The organism is Halomonas sp. LMYGS-3 (genome assembly GCF_059509875.1).
In genome coordinates this window covers 60,261-77,523 of record NZ_JCAKFQ010000005.1, presented here as the reverse complement: position 1 = coordinate 77,523, position 17,263 = coordinate 60,261, and the positions used below count along the sequence as shown (strand labels likewise).

Annotated in this window: 16 protein-coding genes and 3 tRNA genes; 13 read left to right on the top strand and 6 right to left on the bottom strand. The window is 66.7% G+C overall.

The window, feature by feature from the left end:
* The first annotated feature begins 174 nt into the window (after positions 1-174).
* From alaS to AC5W54_RS06400, 6 genes are all read left to right on the top strand, one after another.
* Positions 175-2,784: an alanine--tRNA ligase gene (alaS, locus tag AC5W54_RS06425; protein ID WP_495961241.1), complete on the top strand. Its 2,610-nt coding sequence runs from the start codon at positions 175-177 to the stop codon at positions 2,782-2,784.
* Between the two features lie 107 nt (positions 2,785-2,891).
* The gene (locus AC5W54_RS06420) at positions 2,892-4,142 is read left to right on the top strand and encodes an aspartate kinase (RefSeq protein ID WP_495961240.1); all 1,251 of its coding nucleotides are present in this window, start codon (positions 2,892-2,894) and stop codon (positions 4,140-4,142) included.
* A gap of 213 nt (positions 4,143-4,355) precedes the next feature.
* Positions 4,356-4,553 carry a carbon storage regulator CsrA gene (csrA, locus tag AC5W54_RS06415; protein WP_495961239.1) on the top strand — a complete coding sequence of 66 codons (198 nt, stop codon included), beginning with the start codon at positions 4,356-4,358 and terminating at the stop codon, positions 4,551-4,553.
* Positions 4,554-4,651: 98 nt separating this feature from the next.
* A tRNA-Ser gene (locus tag AC5W54_RS06410) sits at positions 4,652-4,744 on the top strand.
* A 67-nt stretch (positions 4,745-4,811) separates the two neighbouring features.
* Positions 4,812-4,888, top strand: a tRNA-Arg gene (locus AC5W54_RS06405).
* 74 nt (positions 4,889-4,962) lie between these two features.
* Positions 4,963-5,039, top strand: a tRNA-Arg gene (locus tag AC5W54_RS06400).
* 181 nt (positions 5,040-5,220) lie between these two features.
* Here the strand turns inward: AC5W54_RS06400 and AC5W54_RS06395 are convergent.
* Complete coding sequence (locus AC5W54_RS06395; RefSeq protein ID WP_495961397.1) at positions 5,221-6,204, bottom strand: tRNA dihydrouridine synthase; 984 nt, start codon at positions 6,202-6,204, stop codon at positions 5,221-5,223.
* 175 nt (positions 6,205-6,379) lie between these two features.
* On the opposite strand from AC5W54_RS06395, the gene AC5W54_RS06390 reads away from it, so the two are divergent.
* Genes AC5W54_RS06390 through AC5W54_RS06380 form a run of 3 tightly spaced genes read left to right on the top strand, consistent with a single transcriptional unit; the run spans position 6,380 to position 9,852 of the window.
* Entirely contained in the window at positions 6,380-6,634 is a 255-nt protein-coding gene (locus tag AC5W54_RS06390; protein WP_495961238.1) for an OadG family protein, read from the top strand.
* A 51-nt stretch (positions 6,635-6,685) separates the two neighbouring features.
* Complete coding sequence (oadA, locus tag AC5W54_RS06385; protein WP_495961237.1) at positions 6,686-8,518, top strand: sodium-extruding oxaloacetate decarboxylase subunit alpha; 1,833 nt, start codon at positions 6,686-6,688, stop codon at positions 8,516-8,518.
* 11 nt (positions 8,519-8,529) lie between these two features.
* On the top strand, positions 8,530-9,852 hold the full coding sequence (locus AC5W54_RS06380) for a sodium ion-translocating decarboxylase subunit beta (RefSeq protein ID WP_495961236.1): 1,323 nt from the start codon (positions 8,530-8,532) through the stop codon (positions 9,850-9,852).
* A gap of 84 nt (positions 9,853-9,936) precedes the next feature.
* On the opposite strand, the gene AC5W54_RS06375 is transcribed toward AC5W54_RS06380, so the two are convergent.
* From AC5W54_RS06375 to AC5W54_RS06360, 4 genes are all read right to left on the bottom strand, one after another.
* Positions 9,937-10,281: a 2Fe-2S iron-sulfur cluster-binding protein gene (locus AC5W54_RS06375; protein ID WP_495961235.1), complete on the bottom strand. Its 345-nt coding sequence runs from the start codon at positions 10,279-10,281 to the stop codon at positions 9,937-9,939.
* 209 nt (positions 10,282-10,490) lie between these two features.
* Positions 10,491-11,972, bottom strand: a complete 1,482-nt coding sequence (locus AC5W54_RS06370) for a hypothetical protein (RefSeq protein WP_495961234.1) — start codon at positions 11,970-11,972, stop codon at positions 10,491-10,493.
* A gap of 192 nt (positions 11,973-12,164) precedes the next feature.
* Positions 12,165-12,695 (bottom strand): chromate transporter, encoded by a 531-nt coding sequence (locus tag AC5W54_RS06365; protein ID WP_495961233.1) that lies wholly within the window; start codon positions 12,693-12,695, stop codon positions 12,165-12,167.
* Positions 12,692-13,270 (bottom strand): chromate transporter, encoded by a 579-nt coding sequence (locus tag AC5W54_RS06360; protein WP_495961232.1) that lies wholly within the window; start codon positions 13,268-13,270, stop codon positions 12,692-12,694. Before AC5W54_RS06360 ends, AC5W54_RS06365 begins: the two co-directional genes overlap by 4 nt.
* 179 nt (positions 13,271-13,449) lie before the next feature.
* Here AC5W54_RS06360 and AC5W54_RS06355 point away from each other — a divergent pair, with 179 nt between their 5' ends.
* The 4 genes from AC5W54_RS06355 (at position 13,450) to AC5W54_RS06340 (ending at position 16,343) form a co-directional block, all read left to right on the top strand.
* Complete coding sequence (locus AC5W54_RS06355; protein ID WP_495961231.1) at positions 13,450-14,103, top strand: GntR family transcriptional regulator; 654 nt, start codon at positions 13,450-13,452, stop codon at positions 14,101-14,103.
* Between the two features lie 308 nt (positions 14,104-14,411).
* Positions 14,412-15,200 (top strand): creatininase family protein, encoded by a 789-nt coding sequence (locus AC5W54_RS06350; protein WP_495961230.1) that lies wholly within the window; start codon positions 14,412-14,414, stop codon positions 15,198-15,200.
* Positions 15,201-15,262: 62 nt separating this feature from the next.
* Complete coding sequence (locus tag AC5W54_RS06345) at positions 15,263-15,568, top strand: hypothetical protein (RefSeq protein ID WP_495961229.1); 306 nt, start codon at positions 15,263-15,265, stop codon at positions 15,566-15,568.
* A gap of 112 nt (positions 15,569-15,680) precedes the next feature.
* Positions 15,681-16,343, top strand: coding sequence for a GntR family transcriptional regulator (locus AC5W54_RS06340; protein ID WP_495961228.1), 663 nt, complete (start codon positions 15,681-15,683; stop codon positions 16,341-16,343).
* A gap of 69 nt (positions 16,344-16,412) precedes the next feature.
* On the opposite strand, the gene AC5W54_RS06335 is transcribed toward AC5W54_RS06340, so the two are convergent.
* Positions 16,413-17,216 carry an aspartate dehydrogenase gene (locus tag AC5W54_RS06335; RefSeq protein ID WP_495961227.1) on the bottom strand — a complete coding sequence of 268 codons (804 nt, stop codon included), beginning with the start codon at positions 17,214-17,216 and terminating at the stop codon, positions 16,413-16,415.
* Positions 17,217-17,263 lie beyond the last annotated feature (47 nt).

Sequence of the window (17,263 nt, the reverse complement as noted above, 5' to 3'; positions counted from 1 at the left end):
AGCCCCGAGTGGCGCGGTCAGCGGCCCCCTTCAGTCGCTTGACAACTGCGGTATAATGGCTCCCTTTGCGAAAGCCCCGGGTGGCGCGAGCAGCGCGCGCCGGCGCGGCGTTTCCGGCTCTCGCCGGACTCCCGCCTGCCCGCCGGGTCATCATGCCATCGCCACGGATACCCCATGAAAAGCGCAGATATCAGACAGGCCTTTCTGAGTTACTTCGAGCAGCACGGCCATACCGTCGTGCCGTCCAGCTCCCTGGTGCCGGGCAACGATCCGACCCTGCTGTTCACCAACGCCGGCATGGTGCCGTTCAAGGACGTCTTCCTCGGCCGCGACCCGCGCCCCTACGTGCGGGCCGCTTCGTCCCAGCGCTGCGTACGCGCCGGCGGCAAGCACAACGACCTCGACAACGTCGGCTATACCGCCCGCCACCACACCTTCTTCGAGATGCTGGGCAACTTCAGCTTCGGCGACTACTTCAAGCGCGACGCCATCCGCTTCGCCTGGGTCTTCCTCACCGAGGTGCTGGGCCTGCCCAAGGAGAAGTTGTGGGTCACGGTCCACGTCAGCGACGACGAGGCCGAGCGCATCTGGAAGGACGAGATGGGCATCGACCCGGCGCGCTTCTCCAAGCTCGACGAGGACAACTTCTGGCAGATGGGCGACACCGGCCCGTGCGGACCGAGCTCGGAGATCTTCTTTGATCACGGCCCCGAGGTCTGGGGTGGGCCTCCCGGCAGCCCCGAGGAGGACGGCGACCGCTACATCGAGATCTGGAACCTGGTGTTCATGCAGTTCGACCGCGACGCGGCCGGCAACCTGAACCCGCTGCCCAAGCCCTCCATCGACACCGGCATGGGGCTGGAGCGCATCGCCGCGGTGATGCAGGGGGTGCACTCCAACTACGAGATCGACCTGTTCCAGCGTCTGCTCGAGGCCGCGGCCCGCGCCACCGGCCACGCCGACACCACCACGCCCTCGCTGCGGGTGATCGCCGACCACATCCGCTCCTGCGCCTTCCTGATCGCCGATGACGTGCTGCCCTCCAACGAGGGGCGCGGCTACGTGCTGCGCCGGATCATCCGCCGCGCCATCCGTCACGGCCACAAGCTGGGCGCCAAGGGCGCCTTCTTCCACAAGCTGGTGGGAGCGCTGGACGCCGAGATGGGCGAGGCCTTCCCGGAGCTGCGGCGGGCGCGTCCCCAGATCGAGCGCATCCTGCTCAAGGAGGAGGAGCAGTTCGCCCGTACCCTGGAGCACGGGATGAGCCTGCTGGAGGAGGCCCTGGGCGGGCTCGACGGCGAGGTGCTGCCCGGCGAGACGGTGTTCAAGCTCTACGACACCTACGGCTTTCCCTATGACCTCACCGCCGACGTCTGCCGCGAGCGCGGCGTGACCCTCGACGAGTCGGGCTTCGAGCGCGAACTCGAGGCCCAGCGTGAGCGAGCGCGTGCCGCCAGCCAGTTCGGTGCCGACTACGGTGCTGCCCTGGATCTCGAGGGCGAGACCGCCTTCACCGGCTACGACCGCCTGGAGGATCGCGCCACCGTCACCGCCATCGTCGACCGCGAGGGCAATGACCTGGTCGGGCTCGAGCCCGAGCAGCATGGCGTCGTGGTGCTCGATCGTACCCCCTTCTACGGCGAGTCGGGCGGTCAGGTGGGCGACACCGGCTACCTCTATGTCGAGGGCGGCCGCTTCCTGGTCACCGACACCCAGAAGCAGGCCGGCCATCACCTGCATCACGGCGTGCTGCTCGAGGGCAGCCTCGCCGTCGGCGCCGAGGTGCGGCCGCAGGTCGATGCCGGCCTGCGCGCGGCCACGGTGCGCAACCACTCGGCTACCCACCTGATGCACAAGGCGCTGCGCCTGGTGCTCGGTGAGCATGTGCAGCAGAAGGGCTCGCTGGTCACCCCCGAACGCCTGCGCTTCGACTTCAGCCACTTCGAGGCGATGACGCCGGAGCAGCTGGCCGAGGTCGAGGCGATCGTCAACGAGCAGATCCTGGCCAATGCCCCGACGCGCATCGAGCACATGAGCCTCGACGCGGCCAAGGCCAAGGGGGCGGCCGCCCTGTTCGAGGCCAAGTACGCCGACGACGTGCGGGTACTGACCATCGGCGCCGACGACTTCTCCATCGAGCTGTGCGGCGGCACCCACGTGGCGCGCAGCGGCGACATCGGCTGCTTCCATATCGTCAGCGAGGCCGGCATCGCCTCCGGGGTGCGTCGCATCGAGGCGATCACCGGCCAGGGAGCGCTGGCCTGGTTCCGCGAGCAGGAGGCCCGCCTCAACCGCATCGGCGAGCGACTCAAGGCCCGGCCGGAGCAGGCGGAAGAGCGGGTGGAATCGCTGCTCGAGCGCAACCGCAGCCTGGAGAAGGAGCTCGAGCGGCTCAAGGCCAAGCTCGCCAGCGCCGCCGGCAGCGACATGCTCGGCCAGGCCCGGGAGGTCAACGGGGTCAAGGTGCTCGCCACCCGCCTCGAGGGGGTCTCCGGCAAGGAGCTGCGGGGCATGCTCGACCAGCTCAAGAACAAGCTGGGATCCGGCATCGTGGTGCTGGGCGTGGCCGACGAGCGCGCCGGCAAGGTCAGCCTGATCGCCGGTGTCACCGACGACCTGACGTCCCGCGTGAAGGCCGGTGAACTGGTCAACCACGTGGCGTCCCAGGTCGGCGGCAAGGGCGGTGGCCGTCCCGACATGGCCCAGGCCGGCGGCAGCGACGTGGCGGCCCTGCCGGGGGCGCTGGCGAGCGTTCCGGGCTGGGTCGAGGCGCGGCTTCAGTAATCCCATTCACCCAGGGCCGGTGGCGGCGATGCTCCGGCCCTGGTCGCATTCATTCACCTTTCACTCATCCGGGCACGACCCGCTCGATACACGAGGGAAAACGGCAGATGGCACTATACGTACAGAAGTTCGGCGGCACCTCGGTGGGTTCCGTGGAGCGCATCAAGGCCGTGGCCGAGAAGGTCAAGGGCTTCCGCGACGACGGCCACCAGGTCGTGGTGGTGGTCTCCGCCATGAGCGGCGAGACCAACCGCCTGATCGGCATGGCCAACGAGATCAACGACGAGCCGACGCCGCGCGAGATGGACATGCTGGTCTCTACCGGCGAGCAGGTCACCATCTCGCTGCTGGCCCTGGCACTGCACAAGCTGGACGTGCCGGCGACCTCCTACACCGGGTCCCAGGTGGGCATCCTCACCGACAGCGCCCACACCAAGGCGCGCATCCAGCGCATCGAGACCGACGAGATGCGCGAGGACCTGGACGACGGCAAGGTGGTGGTGGTCGCCGGCTTCCAGGGCGTCGACGAGGAGGGCAACATCACCACCCTCGGGCGCGGCGGCTCCGACACCACCGGCGTGGCCCTGGCCGCGGCGCTGGGCGCCGACGAGTGCCAGATCTACACCGACGTCGACGGCGTCTACACCACCGACCCGCGGGTCTGCTCCAGGGCCCAGCGCCTGGACACTATCACCGTCGAGGAGATGCTCGAGCTGGCCAGCCTCGGCTCGAAGGTGTTGCAGATCCGCGCCGTCGAGTTCGCCGGCAAGTACAATGTCGCGCTGCGCGTGCTGTCCAGCTTCGAGGACGGCCCCGGCACCCTGATCGTTGCAGACTCCGACCAAGACGAGGACTCCATGGAAGAACCGCTGATCTCCGGCATCGCCTTCACCGCCAACGAAGCCAAGCTGACCCTGCTCAACACCCCTGACGTGCCGGGCGTGGCCTGGCGCATCCTCGGCCCGATCGCCGACGCCAACATCGAGGTCGACATGATCGTGCAGAACGTGGCGCCGGCCGGCGACTATACGGACTTCACCTTCACCGTGGCCAAGGGCGACTACAAGCAGACCCTGAAGATCCTCAAGGAACAGGTGCTGCCCGAACTGGGTGAAGGCGAGGTGAAGGGCGACGACAACATCGCCAAGGTCTCGCTGGTGGGCGTCGGCATGCGTTCCCATGCCGGTGTGGCCTCGAAGATGTTCCGTGTCCTCTCCGAGGAAAACATCAATATCCGCATGGTTTCCACCTCCGAGATCAAGATCTCCGTGGTGGTCGACGAGAAGCACATGGAGCTGGCGGTCAAGGCCCTGCACAAGGCCTTCGGGCTCGACAAGAGCGATATCGAGAGCGAATAAGCGCGTCGCGTGCGGCCGACACCTTCTACGCTTGTAGGGAAGTCCGTGCCCCCCCCGTGACGGCGCTTCCCTTCAACGGGCTGCGCGGGGTGTCATGGAGCCGGCGCCATTGGTCAGGGACGACGCTATGCCACATAATGAGGCGGCGCCGCCCTGTCGGCGAACATCCCGTTGCCAGCAAGTCCGAGAACAAGTCTGAGAAGGAGATCAGCTATGCTCATCCTGACCCGCCGAGTCGGCGAAACCCTGATGATCGGAGACGACATCACCGTCACCGTGCTGGGCGTCAAGGGAAACCAGGTCCGAATCGGCGTCAACGCTCCCAAGGATGTCGCCGTGCATCGTGAGGAGATCTACCAGCGCATACAGCGCGAGAAGTCCGATGCCGAGGATGGCGATCAGGGGAGCTGAGGCATGCCGGGGTGATCGCCGACACTGGCCTGAAAAAACCGCGGAGGTCGCTGGACAATGGCCTTCAGAAACGGTAACATACGCGCCGTGTCGATGAGGGAGAGGTGGCCGAGTGGCTGAAGGCGCTCCCCTGCTAAGGGAGTATGGGGTTTATAGCCCCATCGAGGGTTCGAATCCCTCCCTCTCCGCCACGTTCCTGACTGGTCGCCTCGCTGGAGGTAATCCGCCGGGAGCGAGCTGACACAGCATGAAGATAGAGCGCCCGTAGCTCAGCTGGATAGAGTACCTGACTACGAATCAGGTGGTCGGAGGTTCGAATCCTCCCGGGCGCGCCATCTTCGAGTGGATGTTGCCGATGGCATGCCCGCCTCGTGTCGCATTCCCTGCAGTGACTGCATCGTTGCATTCAGCGCCCGTAGCTCAGCTGGATAGAGTACCTGACTACGAATCAGGTGGTCGGAGGTTCGAATCCTCCCGGGCGCGCCAGATCTCGACCCGTCCTCGCCCACGAGGGCGGGTCTTCTATTTTCCGGATTCGTATCGATCTGCTGGCTGAATCGGCGTCGCCGCTCGTGCGTCGGTTCCGCGATCGTTTGGGGCGCCGTCGCGATGCGACGAGCGCCTCTTTTTTATCCAGTGACTCCAGCTCGCCCGCGGCGTTCCGTCGTCAGGCCGGCTCGGCGCTGGGCGTGCCATGTCTCACCGGGGCGAAAACGCCGGGTTCCGCGGCCTGCAGTCCTGCCATCAGGGTATCCAGGTCGGTGACGCGCTTGAGCGCCTGGAAGCGGCGGGCCGCTTCGGGGTCGCGGGTGCGCATATGGTTCAGCCACTGCTTCACCAGGGAGGTGACAACCCGATCGGGAAGTATGCTACGCTGCAATGCAGCATACTCGGCCAGGAGCCGGCCCCGCTGCGACCAGCGGGTGGTGGGCAGTCGCTCGCCGGTGGTCTGCCAGTGGCGGATGCGCGGAGCGAGCCAGGGGTCGGCCAGGGCGCCGCGGCCCAGCATGACGTCGCGACATCCCGAGAGGGTGCGGGCCTTCCAGTAGTCGTCGAGAGACCAGATGTCGCCGTTGGCCACCACCGGGATGCGTAGCCGCTGGCGAATGCGGCCGACCCACTCCCAGTGGGCGGGCGGACGATACCCTTCGTCGCGGGTACGGGCATGGACCACCAGTTGGCGTGCGCCACCATCCTCGGCGGCGAGGGCGCACTCGAGGGCCCGGCGTCGGTCGGAAAAGCCCAGGCGGATCTTGGCGGTCACGGGGATCGCGTCGCCCACCGCGGCGTGCACGGCGGCCACGGCGGCCCGCACCCGGCGAGGGTCGCGCAGCAGCGAGGCGCCACCGTCATGGCGGTTGACCAGCTTGGCCGGACAGCCGAAATTGAGGTCGAGGCTCACGGCGCCCAGTTCGAGCGCCTGGCGGGCGTTGGCGGCCAGGGCCTGCGGGTCGGCTCCCAGCAGTTGCAGGTGCACCGGTGCGCCGCTGGGCGTGGCGACGCGGGGGGTGGCGAGCTCGGGGCAGTGCCTGAAGAAGACGCGAGGCGGCAGCCGGGCATCGACGACGCGCACGAACTGGGTGACCGTCCAGTCGAAGCCGCCCCGTCGGGTCAGCAGGTCGCGGGTCACGGCATCGATCACGCCCTCCATGGGCGCTAGGCCGATGCGGCCGCTATGTAGTAAATTAACAACGCTGACTTCCACCATGGCGCCATTGCAATCTGCCGGGAGTGTGGCAGGTTATACGATCCAAAAAATTACGCAAGCCAACCCGATCGCGTGAGATCGGCGCTGGCTGGAGACAAGATTCAGGAGAATGCCGCGCATGCAGGACACCGAACTACTACAGGAGGGGCTTGCCCTGATGGGCCTCGGCATGGGGTTCGTTTTTGTTTTTCTTACCGTGCTGGTGATCATCACGACCCTGATGTCCAAGACGATCGGCCGCTTCTTCCCCGAGCCGGCCCCGGCCAACCCCGGCCCGTCCGGCCGTGCGGTGCCCCCGGCCCGCGATGATGCGGAACTGATGGTGGTGATCGGTGCGGCCCTGCATCGCTACCGTCAGCGCCATCGCGGCTGAGGACTCCTCTCCGATTTCCACCCTCCACTCCATCACGACAAGGTCACTCCCATGACTGACAACGCTGCTCGTCCGCTCGGTATCACCGATGTCGTCCTGCGCGATGCCCACCAGTCGCTGTTCGCCACCCGGATGCGTCTGGACGACATGCTGCCCATCGCCGAGAAGCTCGACCGCGTCGGCTTCTGGTCGCTCGAATCCTGGGGTGGCGCCACCTTCGACGCCTGTATCCGCTACCTCGGTGAGGATCCGTGGGAGCGGATACGGGCGTTGAAGGCGGCCATGCCCCACACCCCGCAGCAGATGCTGCTGCGCGGCCAGAACCTGCTCGGTTACCGCCACTACGCCGACGACGTGGTGGACAAGTTCGTCGAGCGCGCCCGGACCAACGGCGTCGACGTGTTCCGGGTGTTCGACGCCATGAACGACCCGCGCAACCTCGAGCGCGCCATCCAGGCGGTGCGCAAGGTCGAGGGCCACGCCCAGGGGACGCTCTCCTACACGGTGAGCCCGGTGCACACCCTGGACGGCTGGGTCGAGCTCGGCAAGACCATCGCCGCCATGGGCGCCGACTCGCTGTGCATCAAGGACATGGCCGGGCTGCTCAAGCCCTACGATGCCTACGAGCTGGTCACCAAGCTCAAGGCCGCGCTGGAGATTCCCATCCACATGCAGTGCCATGCCACCACCGGCATGTCCACCGCCACCGCGATCAAGGCCGCCGAGGCCGGCATCGACAACGTCGACACCGCCATCTCGTCGATGTCCATGACCTACGGCCACAGCCCCACCGAGTCGGTGGTGGCCATCCTGCAGGGCACCGCGCGCGACACCGGCCTCGACCTCGAACTGCTCGAGGAGATCGCCGCCTACTTCCGCGAGGTGCGCAAGAAGTACGCCGCCTTCGAGGGCTCGCTGAAGGGCATCGACTCGCGGATCCTGATCGCCCAGGTGCCGGGCGGCATGCTCACCAACATGGAGGGCCAGCTCAAGGAGCAGGGCGCCGGCGACAAGCTCGACGACGTCCTCCAGGAAATTCCCCGGGTGCGGGAAGACCTGGGCTTCATCCCGCTGGTCACCCCCACGTCGCAGATCGTCGGCACCCAGGCGGTGATGAACGTCATGATGGGCAGCCGCTACCAGTCGATCTCCAAGGAGGTCCAGGCGCTGCTCAAGGGCGAGTACGGCGCCGCGCCTGCCCCCTTCAACCCGGAGCTGCAGGCCCGGGTGCTGGAGGGCGGCGAGCCGATCACCTGCCGCCCCGCCGACCTGCTCGCGCCGGAGATGGACCGACTGGCCGCCGAGCTCAGGGACAAGGCCGGGGTCGAGGGCATCCGCCTGGCCGAGGGCGAGCGCGAGATCGACGATGTGCTGACCTACGCGCTCTTCCCGCAGATCGGCCTGAAGTTCCTCAAGCACCGCGACGACCCCGATGCCTTCGAGCCGGCCCCCCAGGCCCCCGACAACCCCGGCGCCGCCGCGTCGCTGCCGGTCGCCTCGCGGCAGGGCGGCGCCCCCGGCAAGGCGCCGGCCGCCTCCAGTGGCCCCGAGACCTACACCGTCAAGGTCAACGGCAAGGCCTATGTGGTCGAGGTCACCGAGGGCGGCGAGATCGGCCAGGTGGCCGAGCAGGCCGCCGCGGCGCCGGCGGCCGAGAGCGCGCCGGCCCCCCGCGGCGAGGCGATCAGCGCGCCGCTGGCCGGCAACATCTTCAAGGTCAACGTGCGCGAGGGCGACACGGTCAAGGCCGGCGACGTAGTGATCATCCTCGAGGCCATGAAGATGGAGACCGAGGTGCGCGCCGCCAGCGCCGGCACGGTGTCGGCCGTCAGGGTCGGCGAGGGCGACAGCGTCGCCGTCGGTGACGTGCTGATCGAGCTCTGAGGGGATTGTCCATGGATAAGCTGGTAACCCTCTGGTACGGCTCGGGGGCCTACAACCTGGCCCCGGGGCAGGCCGTGATGATCGTCGTCGGCCTGGTACTGCTGTATCTCGCCATCTACAAGCGCTTCGAGCCGCTGCTGTTGGTACCGATCGGCTTCGGCGGCATCCTCGCCAACATCCCCGAGGCGGGGCTGGCGATCTCGGCGCTGGATCAGGCCCTCGAGGTGGCTCGCCCGGCGGTGCTGCAGCAGATCGCCGCGGCGTTCGGCGCGACCCTCGATCCGCTGGCCGGTGAGGAGGCGTGGCGCGCCACGCTCAAGGTGCTGGCTCACGACGGCGCCTCGCCGGACCAACTGCGCGCCGCCCACGACGCGGCGGTCAACGTCGGTTACGGCGACGGCCTGCTCTACGTCTTCTACCAGGTGGCCGTGGCCTCGGGCATCGCCCCGCTGCTGATCTTCATGGGCGTGGGGGCGATGACCGACTTCGGCCCGTTGCTGGCCAACCCGCGCACCCTGTTCCTGGGCGCCGCCGCCCAGTTCGGCATCTTCGCCACCCTGTTCGGGGCGGTGGGCCTGACGGCGCTGGGCTGGATGGACTTCTCGCTCAACCAGGCCGCCGCCATCGGCATCATCGGCGGCGCCGACGGGCCGACCTCGATCTACGTCTCGAGCATCCTGGCCCCGGAACTGCTCGGCGCCATCGCCGTGGCGGCCTACGCCTACATGGCGCTGGTGCCCTTGATCCAGCCGCCGATCATGAAGCTGTTGACCAGCAAGGGCGAGCGCGAGATCGCCATGACCCAGCTGCGGCCGGTATCGAAGCTCGAGAAGGTCGTCTTCCCGCTGTCGCTGCTGATGCTGGTGGCGCTGTTCCTGCCCGATGCCGCGCCGCTGTTGGGGATGTTCTGCTTCGGCAACCTGATGCGCGAGTGCGGGGTGGTCGAGCGCCTCTCCGATACCGCCCAGAATGCGCTGATCAATATCGTCACCATCGTGCTGGGCCTCGCCGTGGGCTCCAAGCTGATGGCCGAGAGCTTTCTGGCGATCGAAACCCTGGGCATCATGGCGCTGGGCATCGTGGCGTTTGCCATCGGCACGGCGGCCGGGGTGCTGATGGCCAAGCTGATGAACGCGGTGAGCAAGATGCCGATCAACCCGCTGATCGGCGCGGCGGGGGTCTCGGCGGTACCGATGGCGGCGCGGGTGGCCAACAAGGTGGGGCTGGAGTCGAACCCGCACAACTTCCTGCTGATGCACGCCATGGGCCCCAACGTGGCGGGGGTGATCGGCTCGGCGGTGGCCGCCGGGGTGATGATCAAGTACCTGGGTTGACGCCTGCCGTCACGCGGTGCCACCCATGCACGAAGCCCATCGGCAAGCGCCGATGGGCTTCGTGCGTCATGGGGACAAGAGAGCTCAGGAGGTCGTGGTGACGGCGTCCGGCCGCGCCGGCCGGGCCGTTTCTCCGGCGCTCTCCTGCGCCAGCTCCAGATCCTCCTCCACCCACAGCTGGCAGGCGAGCCGGTAGCCCTGCTCCAGGCGCGGCCCCAGCATCTTCTTCTCCTTCCAGTTGGGCTCGGGAAGTGCTGCGCCTCCCTGGATCACCTTGCACATGCACTTGGCGCACTTGCCCATGCCGCAGCCGTAGCTCAGGTGGGGGTAGGGAAACTGGCGGATCCCGGCGCGCACGACCAGGTTGGTGTGGGGCTGGACCTCACCTTCGTGGACTTCGCCGTTCTTGTGGATCTTGATCAGGGGCATAGCATTCACCTGGGGTCTTTGTCGTCAGGCGGGGGCTGGAGGTTGTCCGGCACGCCCGCGATGTTCAGGGGAGTCGCTGTTCATGGCATATGGTATACCATGAGCCATCTCGAGGAGTGCGTCAACCCCGCTGCCCTGCCTTGGTCAGGCAAGCCGCCCTGCATGGCCGGCCCCCACGATACCGGGGCGGGCCATGCCGGGCGGGCGGTCTAGAGCATCAGCAGGATGGCCAGGAGGCAGGCGACGACGATGCCGGTGATGACCGGCACGAAGTTGCGCCGTACCAGGGCGGCCGGGCTGACCCCGGCGATGCCGGCATCGGCCGCCACGCCGAAGGCCCAGGCGGCCAGGGTGCCGCCGCCGGCGAAGATCGCCGCCACCTGGCCCAGCGCGGCCAGCACGTTGACGTCGACCCCGGCACCGGTCCCCAGGGCGCCCGACAGCGAGCCCACCAGGGGCAGGCCGGAGAAGCCGGACCCGTCCATGCCGGAGAGCAGGCCGATGAAGGCCATGCCGAAGGTCAGCAGGAAGACGTTGCCGTCGATGTAGTGGCCGATGTTATGGCCGATATCGAACAGGTAGCCGGTCGAACCGGTGCCGATCACTGCCTCGGCGTGCGCCGGGTGGCCCAGGAAGAAGAATCCGGCAATGGGGATGATGGGAGCGAAGATCTTGATGGCGAAGAAGAAGCCTTCGCGGGTATAGCTGCTGATACCGTCCAGGGCGTGATGACCATGCGAGGCGAACGAGGAGAGCACCAGCAGCACGGTGGCCGTCCCCCCCAGCAGCGCTGTGGCGCCGCCACCACGAATCGCCTGGTCGGGCATGAACAGGGCCCGGTAGATCATCAGGGCGGCGATGCCGATCAGGATCACCGGTACCGCGATGGCGAAGAGCCGGGCGTAGGGGCCGGTATCGGGCTCTTCCGTGGCGGTGGTGGTAGTGGGTTGTACCGCGGCGGCTCCCACCGACTTGCGGGAGAAGACCTCGTCGGACTTGGGGGCGGCCAGCACGCCCGAGCGCATGTCGCGGCGCAGGTTGAGGCAGGCGATGGTGATGGCCACGATGCCCACGGTAAGGGAGAACAGCAGGGTGTAGGGGACCAGGGTGGTGGTCTCGATGCCGGCAGCCCCGGCGGTGAGCCGGCTGGCCCCCTGGATGATCGGGTCGGCCGACAGGGCCATGCCGTGGCCGAACAGGTTGACCGCCATGGCGGCGCCGATCGCCGGCAGGCCGACCTGCATGGCCACCGGAATCAGTACCGTGCCGACCAGGGCGACGGCGGGGGTCGGCCAGAAGAAGGCGGCGGCGATATACATGGTGATGCCAAGGGCGAAGAAGGCGGTCCAGGGCCCCACCATCAGCTTCTTCATCGGGGCCACCATGAGCCGGTCGGCCCCCTGGCTCTGCAATGACTTCAGCATGGCCACCATCAGGGCGATGACCAGCATGATGTCGAACAGTTCGGTCCCGGCGTTGAGCAGAGACCGGAACACCACCTGGGTGGCGAAGATCAATTGATTGAGCGCCCCCTCATGGGGGGCATCGGCCAGCAGGCCCAGCATGAAGATGCCGGCCAGGGACGGGATGATGACCCCCTTGCGAAAGCCGATGGAAACGAAGATCGCCAGGATGACCAGCAGGAATACCCAATGCGATGCGGTGAGTGGAATCTGTTCTAGTTGTTCCATGTTGCACCCTCTATCTGTTTGTCAGGCTCGGGAGTTGTCATTGTCGGTTGCCGTCGTGCCACGGTTGCGTGCGGTGCTGCCAAGGAGATAGGGCATCGGTACCCTGGCGCACGGAGGAAGCGTCATCGATGTCTTCGTTGCATGGTGTGTCTCCTGTTCATGACTTGGACCCCATGGAAAGGCCGTTGCCGGTCAGCCCAGCATGACGCCGCCATAGGCCAGGGCGCCGGCTACCACGAGAGCGGGGTGTGCCTTGAAGCGCAGCAGCGCAATGGCTGCCACGGTGGCGAGCAGCAGGGTATGGACGAGCCCGGCCCCGGCCAGACCCTCGTGAAAGAAATTCAGGACCATTGCGGCCATCATCACGGCGATGACCGGGCGCACCCATTGGCTCATGCGCTTGACGCGGGGCGAGTCGCGGTGGCGATACAGAAGGCCCAGGGCTCCCAGCATCAGCAGCAGGGAAGGCACGACGGTGGCGAACACGGCTACCAGGGCGCCGCCCGCACCGGCCACCTCATAGCCCACATAGCCGGCCATCTTGGTGGCGATCGGGCTCGGCAGGGCATTGCCCAGGCCGAGGATCTCGGCGAACTCCTGGGCACTCATCCAGCCATGGTTACCCACGACCTCGGCCTCGATCAGGGGGATGATGGCCGGGCCGCCGCCATAGCCGATGATGTTGGGAATGAAGAACGCCAGGAACAGCTCCAGGTAGATCATCGAATCGCCTCCTCGGCCTTGGTGTCAGCGGTTTTCGTGACCGGCTGCAGCAGTGCCGCGGCCAGCAGCGCCCCGATGACCCAGCCGGGATGGAGGCCTGCCCAGTAGATCAGGCCGCCGGCGGCGCTAGCCATGACCAGGCTGATGCTCCAGCCCAGTGCCAGGCGTGACTTGTTGAGGAAGTCCCAGGCGAGCTGCGCCATCATCACCATCACCACCGGGACCACGCCCTGGCTCATGCCGTGGATCCAGCCCACGTCGCGGTAGCGGCTGAACAGCCCGAGCAGCAGGATCATGGCGACGATCATCGGCAGGATCACGGCCAGCACGGCGGTGGCGCAGCCGGTGGGGCCGCCGATGCGATAGCCGATGTAGCCGGGCATCTTGGTGGCGATCGGGCCCGGCAGGGTATTGGCGATGGCCAGGATGTCGGCAAACTCCTCATCCTCCAGCCAGCCATGCCGCTTGACCACCTCCTGGTGTACCAGAGGGATCATGGAGGGGCCGCCACCGAACCCGAGAAGGCCGATGCGCAGGAAGGAGAAGAAGATCTTGCGCTGTTCCGGTGTGCTCATGAGGCAATGGGTCCTTGAGGGAGGTAAGGGGATGAGGCGAAAGAAAACAGCAAGTTGCCTGCGAACCCTAATATGTTTTTGTGGTAAAAATCGATTATGTGGGCTAGAGTAGGACGCACAGACCGACAGCGTCAAGGGGTCGGTATACCAAATTCCAAAAAAGATAGGGGAGCCACGCCATGGCGAAAAGCGTCAAGGAGGCAGCGACAGGGGCGAGCCGCATCTTCGAGGTCCTGCGTCAGGATCTGCTCAATGGGCGATTCGGCGCGGGTGAGCGCCTGTCGATCACGGCGCTGAGAGAGAGGTATCAAGTGGGGTTGAGCCCGCTGCGTGAGGCGCTCAATCGCCTGGCGGCCTATGGCCTGCTGCGTCAGGAGAATCAGCGGGGCTTCCGCGTGCTGGAGCTTAGCCGGAGCGAGTTGGATGACATCACCGAGATGCGCCGGCGACTCGAAGGCATGGCGCTGGAGCTTGCCATTCAGCACGGTGATGCCGAGTGGGAATCGCAGCTGCTGGCGGCCAACCACCGGCTGATACGCGCTGACGACGGCACGCCCGTCGAGCAATGGGAGCAGCTTCACGCGCACTTCCATAATGCACTGGTGGCTCCCTGTGGCTCCCGGTGGCTACTGCGTTTCATCGCTCAACTGCACGATCAGTTCGACCGCTATCGCCGGGTGGCGCCGCGAGCCCCGGAGCTGCGCGAGCAGCTCGATGCCCAGCACCAGGAGCTGGTCGACCTGGCGCTGTCTCGGGATGCTACCCGCGCCCGGGTGCTGATCGAAGCGCACATTACGCTCTCCAGTGAGGTGGCGCAGCGCAGCTGCGCCTAGACATGATGGATTGACCTGCCCCTCCTCAACGTCGTGGGTTACGTTGAGGTTGAGGCAACAACACAGAGCCTGTCAGGCTTGACGCCGATCTGCCGCGACGCTCGGTCAACCCGCGAGGCTCTGGCTGGACGGCGTGTCCTGCCGGCAGTGGCACCCTGGTATCGGTGGTGGGCTTTACAGGATGAGGGGCATTCGGTTAGGGTTTGTTTTGGTATACCAAATGCCAGTGAACAGACACCCTGACAACACGAGAACCTGTCCCTCACCCGAGGGTGACGAGCACGCAGGCGTCGAAGGAGTAGAGTGGGATGCAATGCTATGACCTGACAGAGATGACCTGGCCCGAGGTCGAGGAAGCCTTGACGACGGTCAGGATGGCCATCGTGCCGGTAGGCGCCCACGAGCAGCACGGGCCGCACATGAACGAGAGTTGTGATGCGGTACTGGCCACCGAGATGGCCAAGCGACTGGCTGCTGTGCTGCATCCCCAGGTGTTGGTAACACCCACGGTCAACATGGGGGTCTCGCCGCATCACCTGAATTTTCCGGGTACTATCAGCCTGCGGCCGGAAACCCTGCTGGCGGTGCTGCGTGACATGGTCACGTCGCTGCAGCGACATGGTATCGACAAGGTGCTGTTCCTCAACAGCCATGGCGGCAACCAGGGCACGCTGGGCCTGGCCTGCGCGAGCTTCGCCCAGGAGCTGGGGGTCGAGTGCTACTACGCCAAGACCACGGCAGCCGCCAAGAACGCCCTGAAGGAGCATATCCACTCGCCCCTCTATGGCCACAGCTGCGAACGCGAGGTCTCCGAGGCCTACTACCTGGCACCCCACCTGGTACGCCCGGAGCGTCTGGTCAAGGGGGACATCGCGGACGGCGGTCGCTGGGAAGGGCTGCGTCCGGGCAGCCCCATCCAGGGCTTCTACCGCTACGAGGAGATGACCCGCAACGGTTGCATCGGCGACGCCACCAAGGCCAGCTACGAGATCGGGGAAGCCATCGTCGAGGAGGCGCTGGCGGGGTTGGCAGCCGGGGTTCGGGCGCTGCTGACCGAGCCGGCTGCGCACCCTGCCGACCGGGCGCTGGCCACTTGAGGGGGCCCGCGAGAGCCCCTGCCGCAGCACAATCCCACACAGCGCAACAAGAGAGAGCCGACATGTACATCATTCTGACGAGCAAGCTGGGCGAGTATGACGCCAGGCCGGGGCAAGGCATCTGGCCCGTCGAGTCCTATGAGTACTTCTTCTACGACAAGAAGAAGGCCGACTTCACCATTGCCGAGGTGAGTGGCGAGCAGGGCAGGGTCAGCATCGTCGAAACCGGCGAGGATGGCAGCACCAACAGCGTGCCACTGAAGTTCTTCGAGCACTTCGATACCGTCGAGGCGGCGCGAGCCGAGCTGGAGCAACTGGTGACATTCGGTTCCATAGAAACCCGGCTCGAAAGGACGTCGCTGCGCTGATTGGCGTCTTTCCCGCTTGCCTTCCCGCCCTGGGCCTTCGTGTACCAGATTCGCCTGTGTGGTAACATTCTGGTTTCCTTCCTTTCGCCTTTTTCACCCGAAGGTACCGCGCATGGCCGAACCCTGGACCCAGGAAGACCTCTCGCCGATCCGTGACAAGGTATACACCTACCTCAAGGACGCCATCCTGCGTGGCGAGTACAAGGCGGGGGATCGGCTGGTCGAGCGGGTGCTCGCCGACAAGCTCAACATCAGTCGCACGCCGATCCGCGAGGCGCTGTTTCGCCTGGAGACCCAGCGCTTCGTGCGTACCGTGCCGCGCAGGGGGGTGGTGGTCAACGAGATCACCCAGGCGGAGATCCTCGAGGTCTTCATGATCCTGGCGTCCCTCGAGTCGCTGGCCGCACGCCTGGCGGCCCAGAAAGTCAATGACGGGATCATCGCCGAGATCGACCAGCTCATGGCCGAGATCGAGCAGGCACTGGAGAACGGCGACGGCGAGGATGCCGTGGAGCTCAACGTCAAGTACAACGAGCTGATCGGGCGGGCCGCCGGCAACCCCAAGCTGCACGAAATGCTCACCGACCTGAAGGATTACGTCCGGGCGTTTTCCAACCTCAGTGCCGGCCTGCCGGGGCGCACCAAGGAGGCACTGCGCGAGCACCGGGACGTGCTGGGGGCCATCCGCAGCGGGGAAGAGGACCTGGCCGAGAGCTTCACCCGCATCCACCTGGAGAAGTCCCGGAAGGCCTATGTCAGCCGCTCCCGGGTCTGATCCGCCAGAGAACGCCACGACAGCGGGCGCCGTCGAATGACGGCGCCCGCTGTCGTTGTGGCGCTTCGGCTAGCCGATCACCAGGGGCGAGGAGAGGTTCTTCAGCGCCCGGGCGACGCTCATGGCGACGATATGGCCGGTCTTGGGGTTGTCGGGGGAGGGGGTGTTTTGCACCTCGATACGGACCTCGCCGAACAGCCCCCGGGCAGTGACCTCGTGGACGTTCTTCTCGATGGTGGGGTCCACCAGCACGCGTACCGCGGTGGCCTCGAAGCCCACCCCCGCCAGGCTCAGGGCCGCCGAGACGTTGACGCTCTCGGGGAAGACCCGCGAGGACTCCCGGGCATTGCCCTCGAAGATCAGGGTGGGCTGGGTGACCCTGTCGAGATCCACCACCTCTTCGGCGAAGGTGCCCCGCCAGGCCTTCACCGGCTTGCGGGTGGTCAGGGTCACGCGCTCCAGGGGGCCCTGGGCGGCGGCGGCGATGCGGTCCAGGCCGGCGATCGCCGCCGAGGGCACGATCAGGCGTCGGCCCCGGCAGCGGGCGGCCTCGGTCACGGCATCGAGCAACGCCGGGTCGCAGAAGGCGCCGACCGAGACGACCATGAAGTCGCTGCCGTGCTCGAGGGCGGTCCTGGCGTAGCGCCGGACCGCCTCGTGGCCCGCCGTCTCCACCACCACGGCGGGGCGGCAGGCGAAGAAGGCCTCCTCGTCGTCGGTGAGGAGGCACCCCGGAAGGTGCGTGTCGGTGTACTTGGTCGCATCGCGGACCAGCACGGCGACGAGCCGGCTGTCGCCCGCCTGGCCGGAGAGTATGGCCTCGGCGACGTCCTTGCCGGCCGTGCCGTAGCCGATGAGTCCAATATCAAGCATAAGTTCTCGCCCTAGTCGTGGGGTCCTGTCGATAAGCGGCCGGCCCG

Excerpts from the sequence above, each read along its gene's own strand:
- alaS (WP_495961241.1), top strand. The coding sequence starts at position 175 with ATGAAAAGCGCAGATATCAGACAGGCCTTTCTGAGTTACTTCGAGCAG.
- AC5W54_RS06420 (WP_495961240.1), top strand. The coding sequence starts at position 2,892 with ATGGCACTATACGTACAGAAGTTCGGCGGCACCTCGGTGGGTTCCGTG.
- csrA (WP_495961239.1), top strand. The coding sequence starts at position 4,356 with ATGCTCATCCTGACCCGCCGAGTCGGCGAAACCCTGATGATCGGAGAC.
- AC5W54_RS06395 (WP_495961397.1), bottom strand. The coding sequence starts at position 6,204 with ATGGAGGGCGTGATCGATGCCGTGACCCGCGACCTGCTGACCCGACGG.
- AC5W54_RS06390 (WP_495961238.1), top strand. The coding sequence starts at position 6,380 with ATGCAGGACACCGAACTACTACAGGAGGGGCTTGCCCTGATGGGCCTC.
- oadA (WP_495961237.1), top strand. The coding sequence starts at position 6,686 with ATGACTGACAACGCTGCTCGTCCGCTCGGTATCACCGATGTCGTCCTG.
- AC5W54_RS06380 (WP_495961236.1), top strand. The coding sequence starts at position 8,530 with ATGGATAAGCTGGTAACCCTCTGGTACGGCTCGGGGGCCTACAACCTG.
- AC5W54_RS06375 (WP_495961235.1), bottom strand. The coding sequence starts at position 10,281 with ATGCCCCTGATCAAGATCCACAAGAACGGCGAAGTCCACGAAGGTGAG.
- AC5W54_RS06370 (WP_495961234.1), bottom strand. The coding sequence starts at position 11,972 with ATGGAACAACTAGAACAGATTCCACTCACCGCATCGCATTGGGTATTC.
- AC5W54_RS06365 (WP_495961233.1), bottom strand. The coding sequence starts at position 12,695 with ATGATCTACCTGGAGCTGTTCCTGGCGTTCTTCATTCCCAACATCATC.
- AC5W54_RS06360 (WP_495961232.1), bottom strand. The coding sequence starts at position 13,270 with ATGAGCACACCGGAACAGCGCAAGATCTTCTTCTCCTTCCTGCGCATC.
- AC5W54_RS06355 (WP_495961231.1), top strand. The coding sequence starts at position 13,450 with ATGGCGAAAAGCGTCAAGGAGGCAGCGACAGGGGCGAGCCGCATCTTC.
- AC5W54_RS06350 (WP_495961230.1), top strand. The coding sequence starts at position 14,412 with ATGCAATGCTATGACCTGACAGAGATGACCTGGCCCGAGGTCGAGGAA.
- AC5W54_RS06345 (WP_495961229.1), top strand. The coding sequence starts at position 15,263 with ATGTACATCATTCTGACGAGCAAGCTGGGCGAGTATGACGCCAGGCCG.
- AC5W54_RS06340 (WP_495961228.1), top strand. The coding sequence starts at position 15,681 with ATGGCCGAACCCTGGACCCAGGAAGACCTCTCGCCGATCCGTGACAAG.
- AC5W54_RS06335 (WP_495961227.1), bottom strand. The coding sequence starts at position 17,216 with ATGCTTGATATTGGACTCATCGGCTACGGCACGGCCGGCAAGGACGTC.